This is a genomic window from Marinobacter sp. SS13-12 (genome assembly GCF_030227115.1).
GTDB lineage: Bacteria > Pseudomonadota > Gammaproteobacteria > Pseudomonadales > Oleiphilaceae > Marinobacter.
The window spans coordinates 1,183,109-1,200,669 of the sequence record NZ_JASSUA010000001.1 but is presented as its reverse complement, the minus strand read 5'-3'; the positions used below and the strand labels follow the sequence as shown (position 1 = coordinate 1,200,669).

General features: G+C 58.8%; 18 protein-coding genes and 1 other RNA gene. 10 read left to right on the top strand and 9 right to left on the bottom strand.

What is annotated here, in order from left to right:
- Positions 1-43: 43 nt before the first annotated feature.
- From QPL94_RS05470 to QPL94_RS05455, 4 genes are read right to left on the bottom strand one after another with little or no spacing between them, the layout of a single operon-like run.
- Positions 44-1,267 (bottom strand): UbiH/UbiF/VisC/COQ6 family ubiquinone biosynthesis hydroxylase, encoded by a 1,224-nt coding sequence (locus tag QPL94_RS05470; RefSeq protein WP_285356044.1) that lies wholly within the window; start codon positions 1,265-1,267, stop codon positions 44-46.
- Positions 1,260-2,540 (bottom strand): 2-octaprenyl-6-methoxyphenyl hydroxylase, encoded by a 1,281-nt coding sequence (gene ubiH / locus QPL94_RS05465; RefSeq protein ID WP_285356042.1) that lies wholly within the window; start codon positions 2,538-2,540, stop codon positions 1,260-1,262. Before ubiH ends, QPL94_RS05470 begins: the two co-directional genes overlap by 8 nt.
- Positions 2,541-2,542: 2 nt before the next feature.
- On the bottom strand, positions 2,543-3,865 hold the full coding sequence (gene pepP / locus QPL94_RS05460) for a Xaa-Pro aminopeptidase (protein ID WP_285356041.1): 1,323 nt from the start codon (positions 3,863-3,865) through the stop codon (positions 2,543-2,545).
- A 28-nt stretch (positions 3,866-3,893) separates the two neighbouring features.
- The gene (locus tag QPL94_RS05455) at positions 3,894-4,490 is read right to left on the bottom strand and encodes a UPF0149 family protein (RefSeq protein ID WP_137435985.1); all 597 of its coding nucleotides are present in this window, start codon (positions 4,488-4,490) and stop codon (positions 3,894-3,896) included.
- Between the two features lie 141 nt (positions 4,491-4,631).
- Between QPL94_RS05455 and QPL94_RS05450 the strand changes: the two genes are divergently transcribed.
- Positions 4,632-5,228, top strand: coding sequence for a ZrgA family zinc uptake protein (locus QPL94_RS05450; RefSeq protein ID WP_285356040.1), 597 nt, complete (start codon positions 4,632-4,634; stop codon positions 5,226-5,228).
- On the opposite strand, the gene QPL94_RS05445 is transcribed toward QPL94_RS05450, so the two are convergent.
- The gene (locus QPL94_RS05445; protein ID WP_285357844.1) at positions 5,229-5,699 is read right to left on the bottom strand and encodes a DUF3299 domain-containing protein; all 471 of its coding nucleotides are present in this window, start codon (positions 5,697-5,699) and stop codon (positions 5,229-5,231) included.
- A gap of 151 nt (positions 5,700-5,850) precedes the next feature.
- Between QPL94_RS05445 and QPL94_RS05440 the strand changes: the two genes are divergently transcribed.
- From QPL94_RS05440 to QPL94_RS05415, 6 genes are all read left to right on the top strand, one after another.
- Positions 5,851-6,582, top strand: coding sequence for an ABC transporter ATP-binding protein (locus tag QPL94_RS05440; RefSeq protein ID WP_502881537.1), 732 nt, complete (start codon positions 5,851-5,853; stop codon positions 6,580-6,582).
- Complete coding sequence (locus QPL94_RS05435) at positions 6,579-7,853, top strand: ABC transporter permease (protein ID WP_285356038.1); 1,275 nt, start codon at positions 6,579-6,581, stop codon at positions 7,851-7,853. The genes QPL94_RS05440 and QPL94_RS05435 overlap by 4 nt, the downstream gene beginning before the upstream one ends.
- Before the next feature lie 102 nt (positions 7,854-7,955).
- Entirely contained in the window at positions 7,956-8,162 is a 207-nt protein-coding gene (locus tag QPL94_RS05430; protein ID WP_285356037.1) for a TIGR02449 family protein, read from the top strand.
- Positions 8,162-8,458, top strand: a complete 297-nt coding sequence (locus tag QPL94_RS05425) for a cell division protein ZapA (RefSeq protein ID WP_285356036.1) — start codon at positions 8,162-8,164, stop codon at positions 8,456-8,458. Before QPL94_RS05430 ends, QPL94_RS05425 begins: the two co-directional genes overlap by 1 nt.
- Before the next feature lie 64 nt (positions 8,459-8,522).
- Positions 8,523-8,702: non-coding RNA, 6S RNA (ssrS, locus tag QPL94_RS05420), on the top strand.
- A 3-nt stretch (positions 8,703-8,705) separates the two neighbouring features.
- Positions 8,706-9,353 (top strand): 5-formyltetrahydrofolate cyclo-ligase, encoded by a 648-nt coding sequence (locus QPL94_RS05415; RefSeq protein WP_502881510.1) that lies wholly within the window; start codon positions 8,706-8,708, stop codon positions 9,351-9,353.
- 6 nt (positions 9,354-9,359) lie between these two features.
- Here the strand turns inward: QPL94_RS05415 and QPL94_RS05410 are convergent, their stop codons facing one another.
- The gene (locus tag QPL94_RS05410; RefSeq protein WP_170979007.1) at positions 9,360-9,521 is read right to left on the bottom strand and encodes a hypothetical protein; all 162 of its coding nucleotides are present in this window, start codon (positions 9,519-9,521) and stop codon (positions 9,360-9,362) included.
- Positions 9,522-9,788: 267 nt separating this feature from the next.
- Positions 9,789-11,324: a threonine ammonia-lyase, biosynthetic gene (gene ilvA, locus QPL94_RS05405; RefSeq protein WP_285356034.1), complete on the bottom strand. Its 1,536-nt coding sequence runs from the start codon at positions 11,322-11,324 to the stop codon at positions 9,789-9,791.
- Between the two features lie 142 nt (positions 11,325-11,466).
- Between ilvA and rpiA the strand changes: the two genes are divergently transcribed.
- The 3 genes from rpiA to ppa all read left to right on the top strand — a co-directional run bounded on the left by rpiA (position 11,467) and on the right by ppa (position 14,216).
- The gene (rpiA, locus tag QPL94_RS05400; protein ID WP_285356033.1) at positions 11,467-12,147 is read left to right on the top strand and encodes a ribose-5-phosphate isomerase RpiA; all 681 of its coding nucleotides are present in this window, start codon (positions 11,467-11,469) and stop codon (positions 12,145-12,147) included.
- 236 nt (positions 12,148-12,383) lie between these two features.
- Positions 12,384-13,523, top strand: coding sequence for an acyl-CoA dehydrogenase family protein (locus tag QPL94_RS05395; protein ID WP_285356031.1), 1,140 nt, complete (start codon positions 12,384-12,386; stop codon positions 13,521-13,523).
- Positions 13,524-13,688: 165 nt separating this feature from the next.
- Complete coding sequence (gene ppa / locus QPL94_RS05390; RefSeq protein ID WP_285356029.1) at positions 13,689-14,216, top strand: inorganic diphosphatase; 528 nt, start codon at positions 13,689-13,691, stop codon at positions 14,214-14,216.
- Between the two features lie 77 nt (positions 14,217-14,293).
- On the opposite strand, the gene QPL94_RS05385 is transcribed toward ppa, so the two are convergent.
- The gene (locus tag QPL94_RS05385; RefSeq protein ID WP_285356027.1) at positions 14,294-15,346 is read right to left on the bottom strand and encodes a DUF2333 family protein; all 1,053 of its coding nucleotides are present in this window, start codon (positions 15,344-15,346) and stop codon (positions 14,294-14,296) included.
- Between the two features lie 109 nt (positions 15,347-15,455).
- Positions 15,456-17,444: a bifunctional diguanylate cyclase/phosphodiesterase gene (locus tag QPL94_RS05380; RefSeq protein ID WP_285356025.1), complete on the bottom strand. Its 1,989-nt coding sequence runs from the start codon at positions 17,442-17,444 to the stop codon at positions 15,456-15,458.
- Between the last annotated feature and the right edge of the window lie 117 nt (positions 17,445-17,561).

The window sequence follows — 17,561 nt, the reverse complement described above, 5'->3', positions numbered from 1 at the left end:
CTTTGTGGTTAAACTGCTCCGGCGATCACCGTGCAATCCTGTATCAGGCGTCCAATCCCATGGCCTCGGCCGCAATGCGGTTCTTGATGGGGCCAAGCTGGTTCAGCCAGCGCATTCCGGTATTGCGTAGCCAACGCACAGAGAGCTCATCACGGCCAAACAGCTGCTTGAAACCCTCCATGGCCGCCATCATCGTGAGGTTTTCACCTTTGCGGCGACGCTGGTAACGAGCCAGCACCAGATCATTGTCAGGGTCGATGCCCGCTTTTCTTGCCCGCAGCAGCTCATCCAGCAAGGCCCGGACATCGCCATAGCCCAGGTTCGCGCCCTGCCCCGCAAGGGGGTGTATGGTATGGGCCGCGTCACCCATAAGCGCGAACCCGGTGGCGATGTAATCCTTGGCGTGGCGCTGGCGCAGCGGGAACGCGTAACGACGCGAAACCACCTCAACCGATCCCAGTTCGCGCTCAATAGCGTTTTCAAGCTCCGCCCTGAAGGCATCGTCATCCAGTGCCATCAGGCGTCGCGCTTCTTCGGTATCCTGGGACCACACAATCGAGCAGAAATGCTCGTCACCGGATTCGGTCAGCAACGGCAGGAACGCCAGCGGTCCGGTGGGAGAAAACCGTTGCCAGGCGGTAAACCGGTGGCTTTGCGCGGTTCGTACCGTGCACACAATCGCCTGCTGGTCATAGTCCCATTCCCGGGTTGGCAACCCGACCCACTGGCGCAGACGGGAATGGGCACCATCGGCCGCCACCACCAGTTGCGCGGCCAGCATGCGGTCATCTTCAAGACGAATGCCGCGTGTGTTCCTGTCCTGCCACCAGCCGGTCACCTTGACGCCATCGATCAGCTCCACATTGCTGTCAGCCAGGGCCGTAAACAGCGCCCGCACAATGCGACGATTCTCGATGATGGTGCCCAACGCGGGAGCCCGGAGCTCTGCGGCCTCAAACTGAATACGGCCGGTGCCGTCGCCGTCCCACACGGTCATGGTCTGGTAAGGGCAATGGCGACCGGCGGTGATATTCGACCACACGTCCAGCTGTTGGAGCAGGTGCTGACTGGCGACTGAAATGGCGCTGACACGGGGGTCAAAACCGTCCACATCCGAGGCTGGCGCTGGTTCCTGTAGCAACGTCTTGCGGTCGCTCCCTTCCACCAGCCCGACGTTCCAGCCCTGCCGTGACAGCCCCAGCGCCAGGGCGGATCCCACCATGCCGCCGCCAACCACCAGGATATCGAAATGTGTTAGCTCACTCATGATTGCTGCGTTCCGTTGATTCGGTTCCGGGCGTGCGGATCTGGGCACGGCGACCGCCCAGGCCCATGGCCTGGCGGGCAAACCAGCGTTTGGTGCCGGGCAAAAGATCCAGTCCCATCAGGCCGGCATCACGGGCGGTGGTTATCAGCGGCAGATCCGTGCCGAAGAGTTGAATCAGGGAATCGGAAAACCGCACCGTTTGCTGCCAGTCCTGGCGATGGCGGTTCTGATAGCTTTTCAGTACCGGCAGGCTACCCAGGGCTTGCTGCCGGTCCGCCGCCATCCGGAACTGCTCTACCAGGGCCATCAGCCCGCGCAGGGCCAGGTTAAAGCCCTGCCCGGCCACCGGATGCAGGGTGTGGGCCGCATTGCCCACCAATACAACGCCAGGGCGAACCGACTCGTCCACGGTTTTCAGGGTCAGCGGGTAATGGCTGCATTCGCCGATGCGGGTGAAGCGCCCCAGGCGCCAGCCAAACCGTTGCTGCAGGCGATGGCACTTGTCCTCATCGCTGAGGGATAAAAGCTCCTCGAGCGCATCGCTGTTCAGTGTCCATACCAGAGCCGCGGTGTTTCCCGCCCGGGTTGGTGAGCCATGGGGCAACAATGCCATCGGGCCGGCATCGGTAAAGCGTTCGTAGGCGGTGTAGTGATGACAGTTGGCGGTAGAGACATTGGCGATCAGCGCGTGCTGGTCGTACGCCTGCTCATCGACCCGGAACCCCAGCTTTTCGCGCAGCCCGGAGCGACCACCATCTGCCACCACCAGGCATTGCGCGGTCAGCTCCTGTTCGCCACTTTTGGCGCCAAGGGTGACGCGAACACCGTCCGGCAAAGGCTGCATGCCCGTCACTTCGGCGGGGGCTTCCCACACCACACCGGTCTGAAGCAACTCCCGCATCAAACACAGTCCCATCCAGCGGTTGTCTGCCACATACCCCAGGGCTTCCTGCTGATGGTCGGCTGCATTCAGCCGTGTAGCACCAAAGTGACCACGGTCCGAGACATGGATGTGGCGAATGGGAGTGGCGTACTCCGAAAGCCGCTGCCAGAGCCCCAGTTCCTCGAAAATCAGCCGCGAGCCCCAGGCCAGCGCTGTGGATCGGGCGTCATAGCTGGGCTGATAGCTTTCTGGCAAGGCTTCAGGAGACAGTGGAAACGCCTCCACCACGGTCACCCGCAGTTGCGGCAGGGTTCTCGCCAGCGCCAGTGCCAGCGTGGCTCCCGCCAGCCCTCCGCCGGCGATGATGATATCGGTATCATGCTGTTTCACGGTCAGTCGGCCATCAGCGCTTCGATCTCGGGGATGGTTTTGGGAACCGTATCGGTCAGTACCCGGCAGCCTTCTTTGGTAACCACCACATCATCTTCGATACGGATGCCGATGCCACGCCATTTTTCGTCCACGTCGGTGTTGTCCGGTGCAACGTAAAGCCCCGGCTCAACCGTCAGCGCCATGCCCGGTTCCAGCTGACGCCAGGCATCGCCTACCTTGTAATCCCCTACGTCGTGCACGTCCATCCCCAGCCAGTGGCCGGTGCGGTGCATGAAGAAGGGCTTGAACGCCTGCTCCTCGATGGCCCGCTCCACGGTGGTGTTTTTCAGCAGGCCGAGATCAATCAGCCCCTGGGTGAGCACCTTCAGTGCGGCCTGGTGAGGATGGTCCCAGTGATTACCCGGATGTACCTGTTCAATGGCCGCGTACTGCGCCGCCAGCACCACCTCGTAAAGGGCGCGCTGCTCGTCGCTGAACTTGCCGCTGACCGGGAAGGTACGGGTAATATCAGAGGCGTAACAGTCCAGTTCGCAGCCGGCATCGATCAGCACCAGATCGCCTTCCTTCAAAGGGGCGCTGTTCTCGATGTAGTGCAGTATGCAGGCGTTATGTCCGCCGCCAACAATGGACGGGTAAGCCGTGGAGCGGGCGCCGTTTTCCATGAAGGTGTGGATCAGTTCGGCCTCGAGGTTGTACTCAAAACCGCCCTTGCGGGCACGTTTCATGGCCCGCTTGTGGGCCTCGCAACTGATTTCGCCGGCCCTGGCCATCACCTTTATTTCCGCTGCACTCTTGTACAGACGCAGGTCGTGCAGAAGGTGCTCCAGTGCCACGAACTCCCCGGGAGGGTGGGCGCCGGAGCGAACCTTGCTGCGGATAACCTTGACCCAGTCCATGACTTTGGCATCAAAGTTGTGATCCTTCCCCAGCGGGTAATAAACACGGCTGCGGCCTTCAATCATGCCTGGCAGGATGTCATCGATATCGGAGATCGGGAAGGCATCGTCCAGGCCGAATGTCTCAATGGCGCCTTCGGGGCCGACCAGGAAACCGTCCCACAGTTCTTTCTCGGGGTTCCGCTCCTTGCAGAACAGCACCGACTCGCCATGCTCCCGGCCAGGAATCAGTACCAGAACGGCATCCGGCTCTCCAAACCCGGTCAGGTAGTGAAAATCGCTGTCCTGCCGAAATGGATGCAGTACATCCCGGTTACGTACCCGCTCCGGGGCAGCAGGCAGAATGGCAATGCTGTCCGGCGCCATCCGTTCCATCAGCCGGCGACGACGATCGTTGAATTCTTTGACGGGTATCAGTGAGGCCATGATTTCTCCCACAATTCTGTAGCCTGGATCAGTGCAGCGTCGGTGTTTTCGGGGACGGCTTTTCCGGCGGATTGAATTCGGTAAACACCGCAAGCGCACCCAGCCGCACGTATTCGACGATTTCCATCAGCTGCTGCTCGCTCTCTTCATCCGGTTCGTCATCGTCGGCGACCTGGCTGATGGCGACCATGTCTTCGATCAGCTCGCGAATCTCGTCCGGCGCTTCGCCCAGGGATTCGCCCGCCGACAGCGCCATACCCTCGAGGAAGCCACGGACCCAGGAGGTCAGTGCTTCCAGGCGTTGCTCAATGGCATAGTCATCATCCGGCAACAGTGGCTGAAAGCTCATATCGGTGGCTTTCATAAGTTCCAGGGTCTGGTCGTAGGCAGACCCCATGAACTCCCGGAGCTCATCTGACTCTTCCGTTGCAGTGGGCGGCAGACCCATGTGTTCGCAGACCATTGCCAGCCAGTCTCCTTGGTCTATACGCGAGCCGGCGGCCAGTCGGCCACAAAGAGCGCCGTGGAGTTCCGAAGGGTGGCTGAAGGCCTTGTGGGCACTGAACACATTTGCCCAGCGCTCGAATGCCACAGCGCGGGCGTTGGAGGTGTCGGTTTCGGACATGAAACGGGACGATCCTGTATCAATGAGTGAAGGCTCTATCCTAGCATTCAGGCAATGTTAAGGCACTTGCCCTCTTGATTCCCGGCGCGGATTGCGTAAATTATGTTATAACATATCAATATTCAAACGGAGTACCTGTCCATGCCGATTCAGACATCCACCGTGCTGACATCAAGGGCAAGCCGAACGCAACCGTTCCTGGCCCTGGGCTACCTGCTTGCCACCTGCACCCTGCCGGCCGTCACTTTTGCCGCCGACAACCCCGGCGCCCACGAGCATGGCCACGCCCGGCTTCAGCTAGCGATAGAAAAGAACAGCATCGACCTGATGTTCACCTCGCCCGCCTACAATCTGGCCGGATTTGAACACGAAGCCCGCACAGACGAGGAAAGAAACCGGCTTGCGGAGATCAAACAGTGGCTGAATACCACGCCACTGGTGAATGTGGATGATGCCAGCTGTCGAATAACGGCTGCCGCTGTCGAACTCGGGGGCGAAGATACCGACGATACTCATGGCCATGATCACCACGACGACGATGAGAAAACCAGTCATCGGGAATACGACGTTTCCCAACAACTGCAGTGCCAGGGCATGGGCGCAAACCGGGAATTTACGTCGGCTCTGATGGAGAAATTCGAGAACCTGGAGGAACTCACTGTCGAATGGGTGAGTCAGTCAGGTCAGGGCAGCGCCCGGCTCACGCCGTCCAACCGGGCATTCACAGTCAGCCACTGATCAGTAGACGTCCTCGTCCTCGTAGGGCGTCACGTTTTCGGCAACGATGGAATACGAGGACGAGGCCACATCGTTCTCGGTTCTCTCGATTTGCAGGGTGCCCTCAATCCATACCGGATCGTACAGGGCCTCCAGCTTGAAGCCTTTTTTGTACTTCACATGGATAATCTGGTTCGGGGGCGGGGGCGGCACGTGGATACAGGCGCCATAATACGGCACCAGGAAGAACTCGAGAATCCGCATATCCTGGGTTGTTTTCAACGGCACCACAAAGCCCGGAATCCGGCCGGATTTGCCTTCCATCTCCGGGACGACACGGCCGGTCATGATTTCGTCCGGCAAGGCAGCAGGGCCGTCACCGTCGTGGCTGACCTCTGGCATATTCTCCAGCAGATTGAGATCCTCTGCCGGCATCAGTTCAAGCCAGTCGATCTCAGCGGCGGCTTCCTTTGCGCCGGCTGTCGTGACCATACTCAGCGCAGAGGTGAATACCAGGGCGGCAAATACAGACAGCGGAACCGCAAGTCGCTTACGCTGTCCAGTAGCCTTCAGATTGTGAACCATAAGACCAGTTACTCCCGAGATAATGCAGGAATCATACACCGGATGACCAATGCCTGACATGACCAGCAAGACAGACTTGTCAGCGGATAGTTCCGCAGTCCCCCGGCAAGCTCTCAGCATCAGCAACCTGGCCTTTTGCTGGGACAAGACCCAGCCGCCATTACGCTACCCGGACATCACACTGAACGCCGGTGAACACCTTTTCCTTCGTGGCCCCAGTGGCAGCGGAAAGAGCACACTCCTGAGCCTGCTCGGTGGCCTGATTCTCCCCGACGCCGGCAAACTGAGCCTGCTCGGAACCGACCTGGCCCGCCTGAGCGGCGGCCAGCGGGACCGGTTCAGGGCCGACCACATGGGCGTGATCTTCCAGCAGTTCAATCTGGTGCCCTACCTCACTACCCTGGACAACGTCATGCTGCCATGCCGGCTTTCCCCTAAACGCCGTGCCCGTGCCTTGCCTAGTCCGGAGAGCGAAGCCGAGTCCCTGCTGACCGCCCTGGACATCCCCCCGAGCCATTGGCATCGCCGGGTGACGGGGCTGAGCGTTGGCCAGCAGCAACGGGTGGCCGCAGCGCGGGCACTGACCGGTGGACCGGAACTGATCCTGGCGGACGAGCCCACCTCCGCCCTTGACAGCGACAACCGCGATCGCTTTATCGAACTGTTGCTCGGGCTGGCAGAGGCAAAACAGTCATCCGTTATTTTTGTCAGCCACGATCAGAGCCTGGCCGAGCGATTCAACCACCAGATTGCGCTGACTGCGCTGGATACGCTGGAGAGGGCCCAATGACTGTGCGGTTGGCATTTTCACTGGCGATGGCGAGTCTGTGGTACCGGCGTAAAGTGCTGGCACTGGTCACCCTGACCCTGACACTCAGCATCACCCTCCTCCTGGGGGTTCAGTACCTCCGTACCGAGGTCAAACAGACCTTCACCAATACCATATCCGGCACTGACCTGATTGTGGGCGCTCGCAGTGGCCAGCTGAACCTTCTGATGTACACCATTTTTCATATAGGCGACGCCACCAATAACATTCGCTGGAACACCTACCAGAAACTGCAGGAAGACCAGCGCATAGACTGGCTGGTACCCCTATCACTCGGTGACAGTTATCGCGGCCATCGGGTGGTGGGAACCAGTGAGCAGTTTCCTGAGTACTTCCGTTACGGCCGCGACCAGAAACCCGAACTGGTCGAGGGCAGGTGGTTCAGCGATGTGTTCGAAGTGGTGCTGGGGGCCCGGGTAGCCCGCAAGCATGGTCATCAGCTGGGCGACGACATCATCCTTTCCCACGGGGGCGGCCGGACCAGCTTCTCGAACCATAAGGACACCCCGTTCACAGTAGCCGGAGTGCTCGCTCCCACCGGAACGCCGGTAGACCAGGCGGTTTATGTCAGCCTGGAAGGCCTGGAAGCCATTCACATCGGCTGGGAGTCCGGTGTCGCCATTCCCGGGCGCACCGTGACCCCGGAACAGGCCCTGGAGCGCGACCTGACGCCCGACAACATCACCGCCGCACTGGTCGGGATCGAACGCAAGGTGCTGACCTTCCAGGTGCAGAGGGAAATCAATGAGTTCCGGGAGGAACCCCTGTCCGCGATTCTTCCGGGAGTCGCCCTCAGCGAGCTATGGCGCATCATGGGACAATTCGAGAACGCCCTGCTGGGCATCACCGGTTTTGTGGTAGTCACCAGCCTGATCGGGCTGATTGCGGTATTGCTGACGCTACAGGTGCAGCGCCGGCAGGAAGTCGCCATACTCCGGGCTACGGGCGCCTCGCCCCTGCTGATTGCAGCACTCCACGTGATCGAATGCGTGGCTCTGGCGATAGCGGCCTGCATACTCGCGGTGATAGCGGGCGCGGCCGGCATTGCCGGGCTCAGCCCCTGGCTGCTCGAAACCTGGGGCATTCAGATCGGCTTGCGGCCGTTGAACGGGGTGGAATGGCTGATCATTGCCAGCGTACCCTTCGCTGCGTTTGTTGTAGGACTGATTCCGGCCCTTCAGGCCTGGCGTGGCAGCCGCAAACAGGGGCTGGGGCACGTGGCGCCGGAGTGACGGACGTCACGCATCGCGGGCCATGACATCCCTGTAAATTGACCAGCTTGCAGTCCACACTTATAGTTAGTTCACTTCTTTGATACAGGCGTTGGACGACTCATGGAACAGTCCGAACTACAGGCATTGGCGGACAAACTCGACAGGCTGATCGAACACTGTCGCAAACTGGAACGTGACAACGCGATGCTGCGCGAGCTGCAGGACGACTGGAACCGCGAGCGGGCGCAGCTTACGCACAAGAATGATCTTGCCAAAAACAAGATCGAAGCCATGATAGGCCGCCTCCGGGCACTGGAGCACCACTGATGCCAAAGCAGCCGACAACCGTCGAAGTCAAGATTCTCGACAAGGAATACCTGGTCGCCTGCCCTGAAGAAGAGCAGAACGCCCTCTTACAGGCCGCCAGGCACCTCGATATCAAAATGCGGGAGATCCGTGCCAGTGGCAAGGTCTTCGGCACCGAGCGCATTGCAGTGATGGCGGCCCTGAATATCACCCACGACCTGCTTGAACGGGACACCATGTCCAGCGCCGCCAGCTCGATTCTCAGCGCCATGGACGAGAAGCTGGATACAGCCCTGGGCGAAACCTCCGGTAACTAAGCATTACACACAGATCCGATTCAGGTGTTGCAATCAGCCCCGGCAATGCCCGTATAATAAAGATAACTTCCTGGGCTGTTCGCTGGTCGGATTCGTCCTCGAGCCGATGCGCACTACCCAGGTGGCTACTCTAGGGCATTGTGAGCACGTCCCCTCACGGGGAAAGCCTAATATGTCACAGCGGCCACCGACCTTGAACTTTGGGTTCAAGGGCCACATCCGATAACGGCAGCCCGGGAAGCTTATTTTGACCAACGTTATCTCCCCCCATTCTTTCGAAGACCACTCCGATTCACCATCACGCAGCAAACTCCGCAAGACCCTCAGGCAAAAACGCCGAGCTCTTTCTGTGGAAGAACAGCAGGTAGCGGCCGACCAGCTTGCCTTGAACCTGCTGCGACATCCCGACCTCTACCGTGCACGCCACGTGGCCATTTACCTGCCCAACGACGGTGAAATCGACCCCCAGGTCTATGCCCACATCGCCCGCCGGAGGGGTGTCCGATTCTATCTGCCGGTTCTGCACCCGGTTCATCATGGCAGACTGGTATTCAGCCGCTACACCGACGACACAGGGCTCACAGCCAATCGATTCGGCATTCCCGAGCCTCCTTTCCACAGGGGATTAAGGCGGCCGCCATGGGCACTGGATGCGGTACTGTTTCCATTGGTAGGTTTTGATGAATTCGGTGGCAGGCTTGGAATGGGCGGGGGATTCTATGACCGTACCTTCGCGTTTACGCGCATCCGGCCACGGTTGGCGCCCAAGCTGATCGGGCTGGCCCATGAATGTCAGAAGGTATCGGAATTACCGTTGGAGCCCTGGGATATCCCCCTGCACAGTGTGGTAACGGACCGGGGATATTATCGGGTAAAAGCCGGGAAACAGGGGTGAGGCAGCTCAGTCCCGGACCGCAGGAACCATAACGATTTCGCTGCCATCAGCACTGTAAGTGGCCCTGGGCTCATCCTCGGAAGCCTGAAGCGATGTAAAGCCGGTAATCACAAGACCAACTGCAAAAATCAGCACAATCGACCGAATGATATCGGGCTTGCGGTCCATGGTGAGGGTCTCCGGAATCGGAAAAGTAAAATCTATCTAAATCAGCGGACTATTCTTGTTTTCAAGAATTAGACGAAAGACTAACACCTATCCTGAGTTTTACAATTTTTCACAGGTTAAAATTTTGTAAGAATGGAGTTAGCCTGCCGGATTGGGTGCAGGAGGCCTTCCAAAACACGCTCAAGCACATCCCTGTGGCGCTTGAGCTCCGCCATCCATGGCTCCGCACAGTTTTGGAAGGCCTCCTGCACCCAATCCCAATCTGCGTTATTCAGACTTGTTATTACCTGCACCCAAAAACAGCTGATAAGCCTCGTTATCAGTCATGTTTTCGTAGCGGAAACCGACCTTGTCGAGCATTTTTTCGAAGTCTTTCACCTCGTCATCTTCCACCTGAGCTCCGAGCAGCACACGGCTGTAGGCCGCACCGTGGTTGCGGTAGTGGAACATGGAGATGTTCCAGCGGGTGCCCAGTGACATCAGGAATTTCAGCAAGGCGCCCGGGCGTTCCGGGAACTCGAACTGGAAGACTTTTTCATTGGTGATGCTCGGCGCGTGGCCGCCCACCATATGGCGGATGTGCTGCTTGGCCAGGTCGCTGTCGGTCAGGTCGATCACCGAGTAACCGGTTTCCCGAAGATCCTGGATCAGGTCCTCGCGGCCGTGGCCGCCGGCCTGGATCTGGATGCCGACGAAGATGGTGGCATTGGTGGCATCCGCGTAGCGGTAATTGAACTCGGTGATGCTGCGCTTGTGCAGGGCGTTGATGAAGGTCTTGAACGCACCCGGCTTCTCCGGGATGGTCACCGCCAGGATGGCTTCGCGCTTTTCACCCACTTCCGTGCGCTCTGAAATATACCTCAGGCGGTCGAAGTTCATGTTGGCGCCGCTCAGGGTGGCGATCAGGTTTTCATTCTCGATCTGCTCCCGCTCGATGTACTTCTTGATACCCGCCACGCCCAGCGCACCGGCTGGTTCGGCAATGGAACGGGTGTCCTCGAAGACGTCCTTGATGGCGGCGCAGATCTCGTCGGTGGAAACGGTGATTACCTCGTCCACGTGATCCTTGCAGATCTCCCACGGGTATTTGCCGATCTGCTTGACCGCCACACCGTCGGCAAAGATGCCTACCTCATCCAGAACCACGCGCTTGCCGGCCTTCAGAGCCGCCTGCAGGCAGTTGGAATCTTCCGGCTCCACTCCGATGACCTTGATTTCGGGGCGCAGGTACTTGATGTAGGCGGCCATGCCGGCAATCAGCCCGCCACCGCCAACGCAGATAAAGATGGCGTGAATAGGCTTGCCGAACTGCCACATGATTTCCATGGCCACGGTGCCCTGCCCGGCAATCACGTCCGGGTCATCGTAGGGCGGGATGTAGGTGTAACCGTGCTTCTCGATCAGCTCCTGGGCGTGCGTGGCGGCTTCATCAAAGGCATCGCCCTTGAGAACCACCCTGGCGCCATGGTCACGCACGGAACGTACCTTGATCTCCGGGGTGGTCTGGGGCATCACGATCACCGCCTTGATACCCAGCTTCTTCGCAGCCAGGGCCACGCCCTGGGCATGGTTACCGGCAGAGGCGCAAATCACGCCCTTGGCTTTTTGCTCCTCCGAAAGCTGGGCAATCCGGTTGTAGGCGCCACGAATCTTGAAAGAAAACACCGGCTGAAGATCTTCGCGCTTGAGCAGAATGTTGTTGCCAAAGCGCTTTGAGAGGCTGCGGGCCTCGGTCAGCGGTGTCTCGATGGCCACGTCGTAGACACGGGCATCAAGGATTTTCTTTATGTAGCGTTGCGGCATGGTTCCGTCCGGAGGTCGATGTTTTGTTGGAAAAACGGACAGTGTAGAAACTTTGGCGGGGTTCCGTCTATAAGCGGGTCGCCCGGAAGCGCTATAATGGCGGACACTGTGACCATTTCCCGAAAAAACCGGAGCTCCTTCAATGAATCAGGACGAACTGAAGAAAGCCGTCGCCCAGGCCGCGCTGGACTACATCAGGCCACATCTGGACCAGGACAGCATTATTGGCGTGGGTACCGGCAGCACTGCCAACTGTTTTATCGACCTGTTGGCCAACATACGTAATGACTTCGACGGTGCTGTTGCCAGTTCCGATACCACGGCGGAGCGGCTGAAGAGTCACGGTATTCCGGTGTACGACCTGAACAGTGCCGCGCCGCTCGAGTTCTATGTGGATGGCGCCGATGAGACCAATGAACACCTGGAACTCATCAAGGGAGGCGGTGGCGCCCTGACCCGCGAGAAGATCGTTGCGGCTGTATCCAAGACGTTTATCTGCATTGCCGACGAGTCCAAGAAGGTGGGTATCCTGGGTGAGTTCCCGCTTCCGGTGGAGGTGGTACCCATGGCCCGCAGCTATGTTGGCCGCGAAATCGTGAAGCTGGGCGGTGACCCGGTTTACCGCGAAGGTTTCACGACGGACAACGGCAATATCATTATCGACATCCATAACCTGGATATTTCCCGGCCGATCCAGGTGGAAGAGAAGCTGAACAATATCGTAGGCATTGTTACCAACGGCCTGTTTGCTCGTCGGCCAGCGGATTTGTTGTTGCTTGGCACCAAGGATGGCGTCAAGAGTATTTCCCGCGAGGACGGCTGACTTTCTGCGGCGACCGTGAGCTCGGGGAAAGCCACGAAGAGGGGAGCTCATCAGGGGCACGCTGTGAATACGTCCCTGTACGCTCGACAAAAACACCCATGTTTTTGACGTCCCCTGATGAGCTCCCCTCTTCGCGGCCCAAATTCTTTTCGGGCCTTCATTGAACCAAGCGCTTGCTTGGTTTTTTGATTTGAGTGAGACTGCTCCTATGATTTCCGATCACAGGGAGGCTTTCCGTGTCCGATTACTTCAACGATACCCATGAGCAGGTCCGTCAGACTGCCCGCAAGTTTGTTACCACACATGTTCTGCCTTACATAGACGACTGGGAGGAAGCCGGCGAGTTTCCCCGGGAACTTTATAAACAGGCTGGAGATGCAGGGCTTCTTGGGGTCGGGTTTCCGGAAAGTCTCGGCGGCATTGGCGAAGGCGATGTGTTTATGAAGGTCGCCGTTTCAGAGGAACTGATGCGTTCCACCTCTGGCGGCCTGGTGGCCGGGCTTGGGTCGCTGGATATCGGCCTTCCGCCTGTGGCGAAATGGGCGCAACCAGAGGTGAAAGAGGCCATCGTACCGCCGGTGCTGCGCGGCGAGAAGATCGCAGCACTGGCGATCACTGAACCCGGTGGCGGCTCTGATGTGGCCAGCCTCAAGACGAAGGCGGTCAGGGAAGGCGATCATTACATCGTCAACGGTAGCAAGACCTTTATCACCAGCGGCATTCGTGCCGATCACTACACAGTTGCAGTACGCACCGGGGGCGAAGGTCACGGGGGTGTCAGCCTGTTGCTGATTGACCGCGACATGCCGGGTTTCTTCAGGGGCAAAAAACTTCGCAAAATGGGCTGGTGGGCCAGCGATACAGCGGAACTGTTCTTTGAAGACTGCCGGGTGCCGGTCAACCGCCTGATCGGCGCCGAAAACGCCGGCTTTATTGCCATCATGAGCAATTTTCTGGCGGAGCGCCTGAGTCTCTCGATTATGGCGTACATGACCGCCGAAATAGCCCTGGAAGCGGCCTTGGCCTGGGCCGGGCAACGGGAGGCGTTTGGTCGCCCGGTCAAAGGCTTCCAGGTAACGCGCCACAAGCTGGTGGACATGGCTACCCAGGTGGATGTGGCGCGGGAGTACACCTACCGCTGCGCAGCGCTGATGCAGGCGGGCAAGAACCCGATCAAACAGGTGGCGATGGCGAAGAACTTTGCGGTGGACGTTTGTGAGAAGGTCACCCGCGAAGCCGTCCAGATTCATGGTGGCATGGGGTATATGCGGGAATCGGTGGTGGAGCGGCTGTACCGGGATGGGAAGATTCTGTCGATTGGTGGTGGTACCGATGAGATTATGAAAGAGTTGATCGCGAAGCAGATGCGGTTTTAGGGGGTTGGTTTTGTCGGATTACGGCTTCGCCTAATCCGACCTACATAGAAGATGACCTGCAACCCCCAAAGCGAGACCAACGTTTAGTTTCGATCCGCACCATTGTGCCGTATAATTGCGCCCACTTTTTAAACGCCGTTAAACGCACTTCAGGAAGGATCGCTCATGAACTTCGATAACATCCCGGTTGGCAAAAACCCGCCAGAAGACATCTACGTCGCCATCGAAATCCCGTCCAACAGCTCCCCGGTCAAGTACGAGCTGGACAAAGACATGGGCGCACTGCTGGTAGACCGCTTCATGGCTACACCCATGTTCTATCCGGCCAACTACGGCTTCATCCCCCATACCCTGGCCGATGATGGCGACCCCATTGATGTACTGGTCGTCACCCCCTACCCGATACAGGCAGGTTCGGTTATCCGCTGCCGCCCGGTTGGCGTGCTGAACATGGAAGACGAAGCTGGCGGCGACGCCAAGCTGGTGGCGGTTCCCCACGACAAACTGACCACTTCCTACCACAATGTGAAGGAAATTGACGATCTGCCGGAACTGCTGCGGGACCAGATCCATCACTTCTTCGAGAACTACAAGACTCTCGAGCCGGGCAAGTGGGTCAAGGTTCAGGGCTGGGGCAATGCCGCCGAGGCCAAAAAAGCCATTGAAGACGCCGTGAATGCCTACAAGGGCTGACACCAGCGCTTTCAGGTGAACCTAAAAAACCGGGCTCGAATGGCCCGGTTTTTTTAGGTCATCAGCTTTTCCCGGCATCAGCCCCGGGTCAGCAAGTCACGCATGTCGCTGATTGCAGCACTGGCGCGTGACAGATACGCCGCCATAGTCAGGGAATGGTTGGCCAGCACACCAAAACCGCTGCCATTCAGAATCACCGGGCTCCACATATCGCCCTGGCTACCTTCCAGTTCGATAATGATCTGCTTGGCGCTGGCGAGCGCGTTCTTGTCGTTCAGCACCTTGCGAAAGTCCACCTCGATGGCGCGGAAGATGTGCAACAGGGCCCAGGCACTGCCACGGGCCTCATAGAAGACATCATCGATTTTGGTCCAGGAGGTTTTGACCTCCTCACCCATGGTGTCTTCCGAAAGCGGATCCTCAGGATTGATATTGGACACTGCGTCGGACACCGATGCCTTTCCGACACTCTCACCCAGTGTACGGGAGAGACTGCCCAGACGGGTTTCAAGGTCCCCCAGCCAGTTTGCCAGGTTATCGGCCCTGGCGAAGAACTGGGCATCGGGCTGATCCGGGCGCGACAGGCGGTCGAGGTAGCTGCGCAAGGCCTTGATACCACGACGGTATTCCGCCTCGGTGGAGGGGAGCGCCCAGCTACCGCTGTCGAAGTGCAACTGCGGCTCGGCAATAACCAGGTCCCGATCTTCAGCCGACTGGCTCTGGGAACGGCTGATGTCCCTGCGCATGGCGCGGGAGAAGTCGCGAAGCTGCACCAGTACACCAAATTCCCAGTTGGGCATGTTATCCAGCCAGAGCCCCGGCGGGAATATGTCGTTGGAAACATACCCCCCGGGCTTTTCCAGCAATGTTTCAGCAACACGAATCATGGTCACTGTGGTCGCAAAACCAGTAACAGGCTCCCGCTGCATTTCGGTGGCAACCGCCCGCGTATGCTCCCGAACTGAAAATACATCCGGCTCACTGCTCCAGATCATCCCCAGCACCAGAGCAACCAGGAAATAAACGACCAGGACAGCCAGGATGAGTTTGCCGATAACCCCACCACCACCGGAGAAATCCCGAAGGTCATCTTTGCGATCACTGAAATACTGTCTGATTTTTCCTGACATTGGTTGTTTTTCCCCTGTCTGTCGTTTTGTCTGGCTCAGTCCGTCCGAGAGCGTCAATTACCATGACGCATAGGCGAACTTTATGCAATTTGCGGCTCTGCAGCCGGTGTCACTGGCCCGCTTCAAACGGGCGTCCCAGATGGTACCCCATTGCTCCATCAACACCGATACCGCCCAGTACCGAGTACTCGCTCTCGGTCTCCACACCGGTCACGTATACCCTGACGCCTCTGCTGTGGGCTATGGTGGCCACGGATTCAAGGTAGAAGCGGTTATCCTCATGACTGTCGATGTCGTGGATAAAGCTACTATCGATACGCAGCGCCTGGAATCTCAGATTCCTCAGGTAGCTGAACGGCACACCGCCAACCCCGAAGCGATCGACAATCACCGGCACCTGCAGGCGGTTCAGGGCACGCACCAGGAGCCCTACCTGGACACGGTGATGGTGGATAGCCTGCTCGGATACGCCTACCTGTAACCGTTGGCGTTCCGGTCCCGCCATGGCCAATTGCTCCAGAAGATCTGTCCGGAACCTGTCGCTGGCCACGGACACCACTCCCAGGGTCATTGCCAGTTGAGCATCCGGCTGCTCCCGCAGCAGCGCGAGTGAGCGCGTCAAAACCCAGCGGTCAATATCAGGGGTCATACCAAAACGCTCTGCCATGGGCACGAAGATATTGGCCTTGACCCAGCCATCGGGCGTCTTCATCCGGGAGAACACCTGGTGGAACAGCACGTCACCGTCACCCTTGCCAACCATGGGCTGCAGCCAGAGTGACAACCAGCCATCCCGTATAGCCTGCTTGATGATCGCTCGCCAGGTTTCGCTGTTGTAGTGCTCAAGCCGGTCGGCGTCGGCGGCATGGCATGTGGAAGCCTCGTCCGCCTGGGCCTGGCGCAGGGCCTCATCGGCGGCAGCCATCAGGTCACGGACATTGCGATTCTCGGCAGCCTGGGCGATACCGGCGTGAACCGAAACGTCCATCGGCGCGGAGAAGTCGGAGTAGATGCCATCGAGCTGGTCCAGCAATTGGCGGCACCATATGACGCCGTCTGCCCGGGAAACACCGGGCAGAAAGACGGCAAACCCGGCTCCGGTCAGCCTTCCTGCAAAGGAGTCACTGTGACCGCGGCTAAAGCCCCCGATGGCGTCGCCAATGCTGACCAACAGGCGATCCGCCTCTTCACGGCCGTAGGTCTGGTTATACCGGGCAAAATCCGCCAGCTGGATCAGGAACAACACACCCGGTGCAGCGCGCTCCTCAGACTCCACCTCTACCTTGAGCCTCTGTTCGAAAGCCCTGCGACTGGCCAGCCCCGTCACACTGTCTTCGTTGTTGACCTTGCGCAAATGCTGGATCAGCTTGGCCTGCCCTTCAAACAACTGGCCAAGGTCATCCGCCATCTGGTTCATGGCACGGGTAACCTGATTGAGCTCGCGGGTAGAAGTGATATCCACCCTGCGCCGGAAATCTCGCCGGCCAAGGGCCTGAGCCTGTATCTCTACAGCCCTCAGCGGCCGCAGGATGCGGGTCATCGTCCAGAACAGGCCAATCAACCCGACGCCGGCAACCAGCACGGAACCGGCGACCGTACGGGACGTTACCTTCCAGAGATCTTCATAGGCACGACCAGGATGACTGACCACCCTGACCTTGCCCAGCCGGCTCCAGCCCCGCACCACCTCTGCCTCCCCTACGGGCAGGGGCAGGTCGGCGAGAGATACGAACCAGCCAGGCACCTTTAATTCACGAAGGGACGTTTCCCTGCCGGCAACCTCTTCCCCCTGGTTATCAATGTAAACCACAGACAGGTAACGACCACTGTCGAACACGGCGTCAACTAGGGAGGCGGCGGCTACCGGGTCACGGCCGTCGATGGCGTTGGACAGCGAAAGGCCGATAGCGGTGGCGCCATCCTGTGAGTGGCCACGCAGCTGGTCGGTCATGTAGTCCCGGAAACGGTCGAAGCTCACACTGACGGCAGCAATCAGTACCAGCAATAACAGCCCCCCGGTGAACAACAACAGCAGACTGCGCAGGGTGATCACACCCCGCTGCCGGGCAAATTGTAATGTTTCCTGCATCCGTGCCATAACGGGCAACCCCTGCCTGGAATAACGGTTACCGGGGAGCTGATGTGACCTGCACCGCAGAGTTGACAAACATTTACACAGAGTCACCTACGCCGACAACATTAAACACTATAGACT

Coding starts and splice junctions, on each gene's coding strand:
- QPL94_RS05450 (WP_285356040.1), top strand. CDS start 4,632: ATGCCGATTCAGACATCCACCGTGCTGACATCAAGGGCAAGCCGAACG.
- QPL94_RS05470 (WP_285356044.1), bottom strand. CDS start 1,267: ATGAGTGAGCTAACACATTTCGATATCCTGGTGGTTGGCGGCGGCATG.
- QPL94_RS05455 (WP_137435985.1), bottom strand. CDS start 4,490: ATGTCCGAAACCGACACCTCCAACGCCCGCGCTGTGGCATTCGAGCGC.
- QPL94_RS05410 (WP_170979007.1), bottom strand. CDS start 9,521: ATGGACCGCAAGCCCGATATCATTCGGTCGATTGTGCTGATTTTTGCA.
- ppa (WP_285356029.1), top strand. CDS start 13,689: ATGAACTTCGATAACATCCCGGTTGGCAAAAACCCGCCAGAAGACATC.
- QPL94_RS05385 (WP_285356027.1), bottom strand. CDS start 15,346: ATGTCAGGAAAAATCAGACAGTATTTCAGTGATCGCAAAGATGACCTT.
- pepP (WP_285356041.1), bottom strand. CDS start 3,865: ATGGCCTCACTGATACCCGTCAAAGAATTCAACGATCGTCGTCGCCGG.
- QPL94_RS05445 (WP_285357844.1), bottom strand. CDS start 5,699: ATGGTCACGACAGCCGGCGCAAAGGAAGCCGCCGCTGAGATCGACTGG.
- QPL94_RS05440 (WP_502881537.1), top strand. CDS start 5,851: ATGACCAGCAAGACAGACTTGTCAGCGGATAGTTCCGCAGTCCCCCGG.
- QPL94_RS05425 (WP_285356036.1), top strand. CDS start 8,162: ATGCCAAAGCAGCCGACAACCGTCGAAGTCAAGATTCTCGACAAGGAA.
- QPL94_RS05435 (WP_285356038.1), top strand. CDS start 6,579: ATGACTGTGCGGTTGGCATTTTCACTGGCGATGGCGAGTCTGTGGTAC.
- QPL94_RS05380 (WP_285356025.1), bottom strand. CDS start 17,444: ATGGCACGGATGCAGGAAACATTACAATTTGCCCGGCAGCGGGGTGTG.
- rpiA (WP_285356033.1), top strand. CDS start 11,467: ATGAATCAGGACGAACTGAAGAAAGCCGTCGCCCAGGCCGCGCTGGAC.
- ilvA (WP_285356034.1), bottom strand. CDS start 11,324: ATGCCGCAACGCTACATAAAGAAAATCCTTGATGCCCGTGTCTACGAC.
- QPL94_RS05430 (WP_285356037.1), top strand. CDS start 7,956: ATGGAACAGTCCGAACTACAGGCATTGGCGGACAAACTCGACAGGCTG.